The organism is Aeromonas sp. QDB56, from assembly GCF_027705505.1.
Taxonomy (GTDB): Bacteria; Pseudomonadota; Gammaproteobacteria; order Enterobacterales; family Aeromonadaceae; genus Aeromonas; species Aeromonas caviae.
On sequence record NZ_JAPDBZ010000135.1, the window covers coordinates 1 to 10,986 of the forward strand.

Genomic DNA, 10,986 nt, shown 5'->3' on the forward strand with positions numbered 1-10,986 from the left:
CCGATGTGGAGCGGGTGATGTCACTTTGTAGCCGAGATTGGATAAAACTGACCTAATGTTTAATCCGATTGGTATTATGACGAAGTTGTGACAACCGGAAACAGGCACAAAAAAACCGGGCTGCCCTTGCGGGAGCCCGGTTTTTGCGGCGCCACTTCGCTCTGTGAGAGCCGTGTGGCGAGCGGCCTTACAGGTGGCTTGCCAGCATGGTTTCCAGCTTGCCCTGGTCGATGGCGAACAGGCGGATGCCTTCCCCCAGTTTCTCGACGGCCATGGCGTCCTGGTTCAGCTCCCAGCGGAATTCGGCTTCGGTCATCGGGGCCGGTTTGGCTGTGCGCTCGCCGGTGTAGTCCAGCTTGCGCACCACGGTGCCTTCAGCCTTGCTCAGCTCTTCCAGCAAAGCGGGGCCAATGGTCAGGCGGTCGCAGCCGGCCAGTTCCAGGATTTCGCCGGTGTTGCGGAAGCTCGCGCCCATGACCACGGTCGGGTAGTCGTGCTGCTTGTAGTAGTTGTAGATGGCGGTGACGGAGACCACGCCCGGATCTTCACTGGCGGTGTAGTCACGGCCGTTCTTGGCCTTGTACCAGTCGAGGATGCGGCCCACGAAGGGGGAGATGAGGAAGGCGCCGGCTTCGGCACAGGCACGAGCCTGGGCGAAGGAGAACAGCAGGGTCAGGTTGCACTGGATACCCTCTTTCTCCAGCACCTCGGCGGCACGGATCCCTTCCCAGGTGGAGGCCAGCTTGATCAGGATGCGATCATTGCTGATGCCGGCTTCGTTGTAGAGGCGGATCAGCTTGCGGGCCTTGGCGATGCTGGCGTCGGTGTCGAAGGAGAGGCGGGCGTCCACTTCGGTGGAGATGCGACCCGGGACGATTTTCAGCACTTCGAGGCCGATGTTGACCGCCAGCTTGTCGCCTGCGTCGATGATTTGCTGTGCCTTGTCCTGGCTCTGGGATTTGGCCCAGGCAATGGCGTCCTGGATCAGGGCTGCGTACTCGGGGATCTCGGAGGCCTTGAGTACCAGAGAGGGGTTGGTGGTGGCATCGATGGGCTGGTAGCGCTTGATGGCTTCGATGTCGCCGGTATCGGCAACCACTGTGGTCAGGGCTTTCAGCTGGGTCAATTTATCGGCCATGGCAAATATCATCTCTTTATGAGGGAGCAATCCCAGGGTGGCGGGCATGAGACGGCAGTTCTGAAATTAAATTACAAAATCCCGGCGGCTCAGGCTCAGAAAGGGGCGATGGGCAGGCCCCATCGTCATTGCCTGCCTAATTAATACGGATGTGGCGCATCCTGCAATAGGGGGGCTTGTATGCGAATCAGCCAGGTGGTGAAAGCGGTACCGGCTGTCGAGTGAAAGTGTTTGATAAAAAACGAGTTTTATTCATGGTGTGGCGGCTGGCTCCGACATGGAAAAGCGCAATTATTTTGGTGGATTCATGAATTTGTGCGGGAGGTCACATAAATAGTTCTGTCAGCTACTTGAAATTTAATTACGTGTAAAACGTTTTGCGTTACAACCCCTTGCCGATGGGGCATGAGAGGCAAACGCTTGTCTCCCTGATGTCGTTTCACTCAGCGGTTTTTACCCCCATGGGATGAGTTGTAAAATGGTTCTCTATTAGCTCTAATTTGTAAGGGCGCTGGGTAGCGCATCAATTTTTGTTGATTTATTGCGTGCTAAATGAAGCTTTTTTGCATCAGATTGCTCGTTTTTTGTCTCCCCAGTGAGCCCTGTCACTATTCTGAATTCCCTCCCTATGCTAGATTCCGCCCCTTCGGCGCAATGCTGGTTCGGAAATTGACAGAGAGCGGTCAGCGCAGACTGGCCATGGATGTGATAACAACGAGAGAATTATGGACACCTTGATTGCAATGATTAACGACCTGATGTGGGGAGCCGTGCTCATTTACCTGCTGATCGGGGTCGGTATCTTCTTTACCTTCCGCCTGGGCTTTATCCAGATCCGCCACTTCGGCCACATGTTCTCGGTCCTGCGCAACAGTCGCAAATCCGACAGCGCCGGCATCTCCTCCTTCCAGGCTCTGTGTACCAGCCTGGCGGCACGCGTCGGGACGGGCAATCTGGCCGGTGTGGCCGTCGCCATCTATCTGGGTGGCCCTGGCGCCGTCTTCTGGATGTGGCTGATCGCCTTCATCGGCATGGCCACCGCCTTCGTGGAGAGCACCCTGGCCCAGCTCTACAAGGTCAAGGATGAGGATGGCAACTACCGGGGCGGTCCCGCCTACTACATGGAACGCGGCCTCGGCATGCGCTGGATGGGGGTGGTCTTCTCCCTCTGCCTGCTGCTGGCCTTCGGTCTGGTGTTCAACGCGGTGCAGGCCAACTCTATCAGCCTGGCCATGAACGTCGCCTTCGGCATCCCTGACTGGGTGAGCGGTCTGGCCCTGGTGGTGCTGTCCGGCCTCATCATCTTCGGCGGCATCCGCGGCATCGCCCGTTTCGCCGAGCTGGTGGTGCCCTTCATGGCGCTCGCCTACATCCTGATGGCGCTGTTCGTGGTGGCCATGAACATCAGCGAGCTGCCCGGCGTGCTGGCCCTGATCATCAAGTCTGCCTTCGGCATCGAGCAGGCGGGTTCCGGCGCCATGGGCTATGCCATCTCCCAGGCGATGATCAACGGCATCAAGCGCGGCCTCTTCTCCAACGAGGCGGGCATGGGCTCTGCCCCCAACGCTGCCGCCACCGCCACCCCCTATCCGCCGCACCCGGCCTCCCAGGGTTATGTGCAGATGCTGGGGGTCTTCCTCGATACCATCGTCATCTGTACCTGTACTGCCGCCATCATCCTGATGTCCGGCCAGTTCGAGCCGGGTTCCGGCGTGACCGGTGTCGAGCTGACCCAGCGCGCGCTCTCCTCCCAGGTGGGCGGCGGTGGCAACATCTTCATCGCAGCGGCCATCTTCTTCTTCGCCTTCACCTCCATCGTGGCGAACTACTCCTATGCGGAGACCAACCTGGTGTTCCTCGAGCACAACCACAAGGGCGGCCTGATGCTGTTCCGGATGTTCGTGCTGGGCATGGTGATGTTCGGCTCCGTGGGCGAACTGCCGACCGTGTGGGCTCTGGCGGATGTCTCCATGGGGCTGATGGCCATCGTCAACCTGGTGGCCATCCTGCTGCTCTCCGGCGTCGCCATCAAGCTGGCCAAGGACTACAACGACCAGCTCAAGGTGGGCCGCGTGCCGACCTTCGATGCCAACAAATACCCCGAGCTGCGTAGCCAGCTGGAAGAGGGGATCTGGGACAACCCGGGCAAGAAATAAGCCTGCGTTGCAAGGTGATTGAAGGGGAGCCATGGCTCCCCTTTTTCATGGGTAAAAAGAGGGGGCGGCTTCACACTGACTTCACAGAGCCTCATCGGCAGCACACCTCGCGGGACTATGCTGGGTTCATCACTCGCCGCCATGGCGATACCTTGCTAACGACAGTCAGGAGACATGCAATGCAACAACGACAATCCATCCTGTGGGGCGCTCTGGCCACCCTGATGTGGGCCGGTCTGGCTCATGCCGGTGACAAGGCGGCGACCGATCCCCTGCGCCCCGTGGTGGATGCCAGCATCCGGCCGCTGCTCAAGGAGCACAGGATCCCGGGCATGGCGGTGGCCGTGCTCAAGGATGGCAAGGCCCACTATTTCAACTACGGTGTGGCCGATCGGGAGCGCGCAGTCGGTGTCAGCGAGCAGACCCTGTTCGAGATAGGTTCCGTGAGCAAGACCCTGACCGCGACGCTGGGGGCCTACGCCGTGGTGCAGGGGGGCTTCGAGCTCGATGACAAGGCGAGTCTGTTCGCCCCCTGGCTCAAGGGATCCGCCTTTGACAACATCACCATGGGGGAGCTGGCTACCTACAGCGCGGGCGGCTTGCCGCTGCAATTCCCCGAGGAGGTGGATTCGCTCGAGAAGATGCAGGCCTACTACCGCCAGTGGACCCCAGCCTACTCGCCGGGTTCCCATCGCCAGTACGCCAACCCCAGCATCGGGCTCTTTGGCTATCTGGCGGCGAGCAGCATGAAGCAGCCGTTCGATCGCCTGATGGAGCAGACGATCCTGCCGGGGCTTGGCCTGTACCATACCTACCTCAATGTGCCCGAGCAGGCCATGGGGCACTACGCCTACGGCTACTCGAAGGAGGACAAGCCCATCCGCGTCACTCCCGGCATGCTGGCGGACGAGGCCTACGGCATCAAGACCAGCTCGGCGGATCTGCTGCGCTTTGTGAAGGCCAACATCAGCGGGGTGGATAATGCGGCCATGCAGCAGGCCATCGATCTGACTCACCAGGGCCAGTATGCGGTGGGGGAGATGACCCAGGGACTGGGCTGGGAGCGTTACCCCTATCCCGTCAGCGAGCAGACGCTGCTGGCGGGCAACTCCCCGGCGATGATTTACAATGCCAACCCGGCGGCGCCCGCGCCCGCTGCAACAGGGCACCCTGTGCTCTTCAACAAGACCGGCTCGACCAACGGCTTCGGGGCCTATGTGGCCTTCGTGCCGGCCAAAGGGATCGGCGTCGTTATGCTGGCCAATCGCAACTACCCCAACGAGGCGCGCATCAAGGCGGCCCACGCCATCCTGACGCAACTGGCCAGGTAATGGAGCGCCTTCGCTGAGCCTTGAGGGCACGCCGCATCGCGGCGTGCCCGTTACCTCGGACCCGACCCCTCAAGGGCGACCTGGCAGGGGGCGGGTCGATGAGCATGCCAATCCGGACCTCTCCTGCGGGAGATGTCCGGATTGGCATCCACCGAGTGCCATCTCGTCACTAGGCCCCGGCAGGCCGCCTGCTCTATAGTGCCCGGCATCTTCCTCTGCTTTTGCAGGATTGAGTTGTCAATCTCGCTGACAGCGCACCTGTGATGGTGAAACCTGCTGCTATGGAGCCTTCATGGGTATGTTTCTGCTGTGTACTTTTCTGATGATCATCCTCTATCCCCTCGGGATCGATCTCTATCTGGTGGCCGTCCCCCGCATTGCGCAAACCCTGCAGGGGAGCGAGGCGCAGATCCACACCGCTTTTTCCATCTATCTGCTGGGCATGGCGGCTACCGTGCTGCCGGGGGGCATGCTGGCGGATCGCCATGGCAGGCGCCCCGTGGTACTGGGGGGCGCCCTCATCTTCGTGGTCGCCTCCCTGGTGGCGGCGGAGGCGACCGGCATCGCCCAGTTTTATCTGGGGCGTTTCTGGCAAGGGGTGGGCGCTGGAGCGCTCTACATCATGACCTTCACCGTGCTGCGGGATGTGCTGAGCCAGGCGCGCCTCGCGATGGCTCTCTCCCTCATCAACGGCGTGATCTGCGTCATTCCGGTGCTGGCTCCCGTACTCGGTTATCTCATCCTGTCGCACTTCGAGTGGCGCGGCATCTTCGTGGGCATGGCGCTGGTGGCCGCCATCAGTGCCCTGGTCAACCTGCGACTGCTCAAGGAGACCCGCCCCGCCCGCCAGCCTGCGGGGGCATCGCCGCTGGCCCTGCTGGGCACGGCCCCCTTCATGCAGCGCGCCTTGCTGACCAGCGCCAGCGTGGCCGCCATCCTGGTCTATGTGAGCGTCTCGCCCTTCGTCCTGATGACCACGTTCGGCCTGCCTCCCGAGCAGTACACCCGGCTGATGATGGCGATGGCCGGGGTGAGCATGTCCGCTTCCTTCCTGACCCCCTTGCTGCTGCGCTGGCTCGGCAAGGCAAGGGTGCTGGCGCTCTCCCATCTCGCCTACCTGCTGGCTTTGCTCGCCCTGTTGTGCAGCAGCGGGCCCGAAGGCGGCCTGTCCTGGCTGCTGGCAGGGTGTGCCCTGGTCTGCATCGGTTTTTCCTGCGGGTTCGGGGTGGCGATGGGGGAGGCGCTGGATGTGTGCGGGGATCAGGTGGCATCGGCCAGTGCCCTGCTCTGCATCATGCAGATAGGGTTGTCCGGGCTCTTCATCTGGGGGATGGGCCATCTGGGGATGCCTGCGCTCTGGATGCTGATCCTGGCACTCCTGCTGGCGCTGATCGGTTACCTGGTGGTCAAGGTGCTGCTACCATGGCGTGCGATCCGGCGAGTCCGGGCTCGGGGATAGGAGAGAAACGATGCGCAATCTGGGTGAACTCGATTTGAACCTGCTGGTGGTCTTCAGGCACCTGATGCAGGAGCGCAGCGTGGCGGGGACGGCCAAGAAGCTGTGTGTCACCCCGTCGGCGGTGAGCAAGGCGCTCGGCAAGCTGCGGGACTGGTTCGGGGACCCCCTCTTCGTGCGCGTGCGCCAGGGCTTGCAGCCGACCAACCTCTCCCTGACCCTAGCAGAGGAGCTCAAGACCTGGTTCCAGCTCACCGAGAGCATCAGCACCCTCAACCGCGAGGCGATCCCCGAGGGGGCCCGCTTCAGTCTGGTGATGGAGTCCCCCTTCGGCATCAGCTTCCTGAGCGAGCTGCCCACGACCATCTACCAGAAGTACCCCCATTCCGTGGTCAGGATGCTGGGCTGGGATCACCACTCCCTCAACGACATCGTCAACGGGGAGGCGGACCTCGGCTTCTGCGCCCGGGAGACCCACGGCCGCTCCCATGCCAGGGTCAACCGGCTGCCCTATTACATCGATCATGAGGTGCTGTTCTGCGATCGTCCCGTGGTGTTCCTGCGCAAGGATCACCCCTTGCTCGGGCAGACGTGGTCGCTGACCCGCTTTCTGGCCTGCCCCCAGGTGAGCGTGGTGTGGGAGGCCAGCGACAGCTGGGCACTGGACGATCTGCTGGAGGACGAAGGCCACAGGCGGCAGGTGCCCATCATGGTGGCGAGCTTCGAGCAGGCGCTGCATATCGCCGCCCAAAAGAGCCACGAGCTGATCGCCGTGGTGCCTTCATATTGCGCGGACTATGCCGCCAGACATCACCCCGACCTCATCCCCATGCCGTTGCCGCTGGAAGAGTCTCTCTATGCCCAGCTGGAGATCGCCTTCATCCTGCTGTGGCACAAGCGCCACAATCAGGATGCCAAGGTGATGTGGTTGCGGGGGGAGATCCGGCGGCTCTATGGCCTGGCCGCGGCGGGGATGACGCGTTTTGCCTGGGGCGGGCCCATGGAGAGCGGGGCGGCGAAAGAGAAGCAAGGGGGAGGAGGCACCCCGGTTTAGTCGTACTGCTCTTCCATCCAGGCTTCGACGATGAGCTGGGCGGAGACGCCGTCCACGCTCCCCTTGTCCAGCGCCTTGTAGCCGCCACGTTCAAACAGGCGGGCGCGGGCATCCGTGGTGGTGAGTCGCTCATCCTTGAATTCCACCGGCTTGCCGAAACGGCCATGCAGGCGATTGCCGAATTTGCGGGCCCGCACCGTGATCTCTTGCTCCGTGCCATCCATGTTGAGCGGCAGACCGACGATCAGCAGATCCGGTTGCCACTCCTTGATCAGCTTCTCTATCTCGTCCCAGTTGGGGATGCCGTCGTTCGCCTTGAGGGAGCGAAGGGGGCGGGCGCTGCCCGTGAGCTCCTGGCCGATGGCGACACCGATGCTCTTGGTGCCGTAGTCAAAGCCCATGATGCTGCGTGATGACATGGGGTCTCCTCGAAATGGATGGATAAATGAAGGGGGAAGCCTCCTCCCTGCCTCCCCCTGCTCGTGGGGGAGGGCCGGGGTGTCAGCTATGGCCCACCTGGCTGGAGAGGTGCAGGGGGTTGACCCCAATGCTCGCTGCGGCTTGCTGCCAGCGCAGGTGGATGGGGGTATCGAAGACCAGCTTGGGATTGGGGGGGATCACCAACCAGGCGCCATCCACCAGCTCCTGCTCGAGCTGGCCTGCACTCCAGCCGGCGTAACCGAGCGCCACCAGCCAGTGGTCCGGCGCCTCGTCGGTGCCCAGGGTCTCCAGAATGTCCTTGGAGGTGGTGACCATCATCTCGTCGCTCACCTGCAGGGTGGAGTTGAACCCCGGGCGGAAGCTGTGCAGCACGAAGCCGCGATCCCCGTGCACCGGGCCCCCCTGCAACACCGGCTGTTTCATCTCGGCGGTGGCGGGGGGATTGAGGTTGAGCTTGGTCAGCATGGCGTCCAGGGACATGTCGACCGGAATGTTGACCACCAGTCCCATGGCGCCTTCGCTGCTGTGTTCGCACAGATAGACCAGGGAGCGCTGGAAATAGGCGTCCGTGAGGCTCGGCATGGCGAGCAGAAAGTGATTTTGCAGTGTTTGCATGGAGCGTATGTATCTCTAAGCGTGCAAAGGTATTTGGGGTGATTATGGCAGTTGATGGCGGCGGGCAAAACCGCTTTTTGCCGGCAGGAGGGCGGTAGTCAAAGGGGCCCTCACGGCCCCTTGTGTGTGTGTGTCCTCGCCGCAGCAACGAAGGGGTCAGCGGCCCAGTCGGCGCTCGATGGCGTTCATCAGCATGCCGGTAATGGAGACGTCGAAGGCCGCCTCAATCTCGCGGATGCAGGTCGGGCTGGTGACGTTAATCTCGGTCAGGCGATCGCCGATGATGTCGAGGCCGACGAAGATGAGCCCCTTCTCTTTCAGGGTCGGGCCTACCGCGCGGGCGATGGCCCAGTCCGCTTCACTCAAAGGGCGCGCCTCACCACGGCCGCCGGCCGCCAGGTTGCCACGGGTCTCACCCTGGGCCGGAATGCGGGCCAGGCAGTAAGGTACCGGCTCGCCATCCACCACCAGCACCCGCTTGTCGCCATCCTTGATGGCGGGCAGATAGGTCTGCGCCATGCAGTACTGGCTGCCGTGAGAGGTTAATGTCTCGATGATGACACCGACGTTGGCGTCATCCTCCTTCATGCGGAAGATGGAGGCGCCGCCCATGCCGTCCAGCGGTTTGAGGATGACGTCCTTGTGCTGGGCGTGGAAGGCACGCAGCTTGTCTGCTCTGCGAGTGACGAGCGTGGTCGGGGTGTGCTCGGCAAACCAGGCGGTGTAAAGCTTCTCGTTGGCGTCGCGCAGGCTCTGGGGCTTGTTGACGATGAGGCAACCCTCATCCTCGGCCCGTTCCAGCATGTAGGTGGCGTAGATGAACTCGGTGTCGAAGGGGGGATCCTTGCGCATCAGGATCACATCCAGGCTGGAGAGCGGCTGATCCACCACCTCGCCCAGCGTGTACCAGTCGGCATAGTCATATTTGACGGTGAGCGGGCGCATGGTACCGAAGGCGCGACCGGCCTCCATGTAGAGATCCTTCATCTCCAGATAGAACAGCTCGTAGCCGCGCTTTTGCGCCTCTTCGAGCATGGCGAAGCTGGAGTCCTTCTTGATGTTGATGGCCGAGATGGGGTCCATCACGATGCCGAGTTTGATGGTCATCCGAGATTCCTTCTGGTGGCTCGATTGGATGTGATGACCCCCTCCCTGCCTCCCCCTTCACAAGGGGGAGGTGCCTGTTGCTCCCTCCCCTTCGAAGGGGAGGGCCGGGGTGGGGTCGGCTGTCAGGCCAGATCGCCAAAGCGGCACTGAAGCGCAGTAATCGCCGTCAGGGCGGCGGTTTCGGTGCGCAGCACCCGCGGCCCCAGCAGCATCTCCTTGAAATCTTCCTGCACGGTACGGGCGATCTCGTCGCTGGACAAGCCCCCTTCCGGGCCGATCAGCAGGCGCACGCCGTGCTCGGGGATGGGCAGGGTGTTGATGCTGTAAGGGGCGCGCGGGTGCAGGTTGAGCTTGAGCTCCTGGGTCTCTTCCGCCAGCCAGGCGTCCAGCTCCATCGGCATGCGCACCTCGGGCACGGTATTGCGACCGCACTGCTCGCAGGCACTGATCACCACCTTCTGCCACTGCTCGCGCTTTTTCTCCAGCCGATCGGCGGGCAGCTTGACGCCGCAGCGCTCGGAGAAGAGGGGCGTGATGCAGGTGACGCCGAGCTCCACGGATTTCTGGATGGTGAAGTCCATCTTGTCGCCGCGGCTGATCACCTGACCCAGGTGGATGGCCAGCGGTGACTCCACCGAGCGGGTCTCGCAACTGTCGATGGTCACCTCAACGGACTTCTTGCCCACACTGGTGATGGTGGCGGGGTACTGGTGGCCGTCGCCGTTGAACAGCTCGAGCTGCTGGCCCGGCTGCATGCGCAGCACGCGGCCGATGTGATTGGCACCGTCTTCCGACAGGGCGAGGGTCTGGCCCACCTGCAGGCTGGCCGGTTCATAGATACGTGGAATGCGCATGGCTGATAGTCAGTCTCTTGCTTGGAAACCCTTCAATACCCTACTGCACGGCGGCGAGCAAGGCTCGCGAGACAGAGAGTGAAGGGATTCAGGAGGAGGGGGACGCTCCCCCTCCCTGGTCAAATGGGGTTATTGGCACTGCTTTTCAATGAAGGGATTGGTATTGCCCTGCAGCTTGCCGATACGGCGGTTGCGCTCGCACTCCCAGCGATCAGCCGGATACTGCCTGTCCCAGGCTTCGTAAAGCTTGCGCTGCTGGGCCGCCAGACGCAGTCCGTACTGCTGGCTCATGTAGAGGTAGGCGCGGGCGATCTGGCCACGCACCGGCCCCTTGGGCGGCTGCACCTGGCGCTCCTTGAAGTCCACCAGCATCTGGCACTTGCCGTACTGGTTCGGTTTGCCGTTCCAGTCGCTGAAGCGGAAGTTCGCCCGATCACCGTTCACCTCGCCGATGGCGGGGAAGAGGTTGTGCATGTCTCCCTCCATCCTGTTGAACTCGTCGCTCTTGCCGCAATTCTTGCGACCCCCGTCCTGCCAGCACTGGAGCTGGTGGCCGAACTCCCAGGCGGGCACCACGTGCTCCCATTCGATGCGGGAGGCCCGCTCGGCCTGCTTGCGCGGCAGGTAGCCGCAGCTCTCCCAGTCGGGGGCCATCTTCTTGCCGCTGAACTTGATGTTGCAACCGCAGTAGAAGGTGACGGGGTGGCTCTGGTAGAGCTTGTTCAGATCCTGCTTGGCGGCGCGAAATGTCTGGATGGGCCTTGTTGCACAATTCCAAAGCAGGACAGCAGTCTCTCAGGCGCCGATTTCGCTCAGTTGACCTGTTGTCGTACA

At 62.2% G+C, this 10,986-nt stretch carries 10 protein-coding genes; 4 read left to right on the forward strand and 6 right to left on the reverse strand.

What is annotated here, in order from left to right:
• Nucleotides 1-187 precede the first annotated feature (187 nt).
• A complete protein-coding gene (gene tal / locus OKB81_RS16635) occupies nucleotides 188-1,138 on the reverse strand; it encodes a transaldolase (RefSeq protein WP_010673859.1) in 951 nt (316 codons plus the stop codon).
• Nucleotides 1,139-1,863: 725 nt separating this feature from the next.
• Between tal and OKB81_RS16640 the strand changes: the two genes are divergently transcribed.
• The 4 genes from OKB81_RS16640 to yidZ all read left to right on the forward strand — a co-directional run bounded on the left by OKB81_RS16640 (nucleotide 1,864) and on the right by yidZ (nucleotide 7,135).
• On the forward strand, nucleotides 1,864-3,294 hold the full coding sequence (locus OKB81_RS16640; RefSeq protein WP_104455510.1) for an alanine/glycine:cation symporter family protein: 1,431 nt from the start codon (nucleotides 1,864-1,866) through the stop codon (nucleotides 3,292-3,294).
• 179 nt (nucleotides 3,295-3,473) lie between these two features.
• Nucleotides 3,474-4,625 carry a CMY-1/MOX family class C beta-lactamase gene (gene blaMOX, locus OKB81_RS16645; protein ID WP_160839033.1) on the forward strand — a complete coding sequence of 384 codons (1,152 nt, stop codon included), beginning with the start codon at nucleotides 3,474-3,476 and terminating at the stop codon, nucleotides 4,623-4,625.
• A 292-nt stretch (nucleotides 4,626-4,917) separates the two neighbouring features.
• On the forward strand, nucleotides 4,918-6,084 hold the full coding sequence (locus OKB81_RS16650; protein WP_270805327.1) for an MdtL family multidrug efflux MFS transporter: 1,167 nt from the start codon (nucleotides 4,918-4,920) through the stop codon (nucleotides 6,082-6,084).
• Between the two features lie 10 nt (nucleotides 6,085-6,094).
• Complete coding sequence (gene yidZ, locus OKB81_RS16655; protein WP_160839029.1) at nucleotides 6,095-7,135, forward strand: HTH-type transcriptional regulator YidZ; 1,041 nt, start codon at nucleotides 6,095-6,097, stop codon at nucleotides 7,133-7,135.
• Here yidZ and ruvX read toward each other — a convergent pair.
• From ruvX to OKB81_RS16680, 5 genes are all read right to left on the reverse strand, one after another.
• On the reverse strand, nucleotides 7,132-7,554 hold the full coding sequence (gene ruvX / locus OKB81_RS16660) for a Holliday junction resolvase RuvX (protein WP_160839027.1): 423 nt from the start codon (nucleotides 7,552-7,554) through the stop codon (nucleotides 7,132-7,134). The two genes, yidZ and ruvX, sit on opposite strands and share 4 nt — an antisense overlap.
• A gap of 82 nt (nucleotides 7,555-7,636) precedes the next feature.
• Complete coding sequence (locus OKB81_RS16665) at nucleotides 7,637-8,191, reverse strand: YqgE/AlgH family protein (RefSeq protein ID WP_010673864.1); 555 nt, start codon at nucleotides 8,189-8,191, stop codon at nucleotides 7,637-7,639.
• Between the two features lie 156 nt (nucleotides 8,192-8,347).
• Nucleotides 8,348-9,298, reverse strand: a complete 951-nt coding sequence (gene gshB, locus OKB81_RS16670) for a glutathione synthase (protein ID WP_270664645.1) — start codon at nucleotides 9,296-9,298, stop codon at nucleotides 8,348-8,350.
• Between the two features lie 122 nt (nucleotides 9,299-9,420).
• Complete coding sequence (gene rsmE, locus OKB81_RS16675; RefSeq protein ID WP_052816450.1) at nucleotides 9,421-10,152, reverse strand: 16S rRNA (uracil(1498)-N(3))-methyltransferase; 732 nt, start codon at nucleotides 10,150-10,152, stop codon at nucleotides 9,421-9,423.
• A gap of 129 nt (nucleotides 10,153-10,281) precedes the next feature.
• Nucleotides 10,282-10,935: an endonuclease gene (locus OKB81_RS16680; protein WP_270805328.1), complete on the reverse strand. Its 654-nt coding sequence runs from the start codon at nucleotides 10,933-10,935 to the stop codon at nucleotides 10,282-10,284.
• Nucleotides 10,936-10,986: the final 51 nt, after the last annotated feature.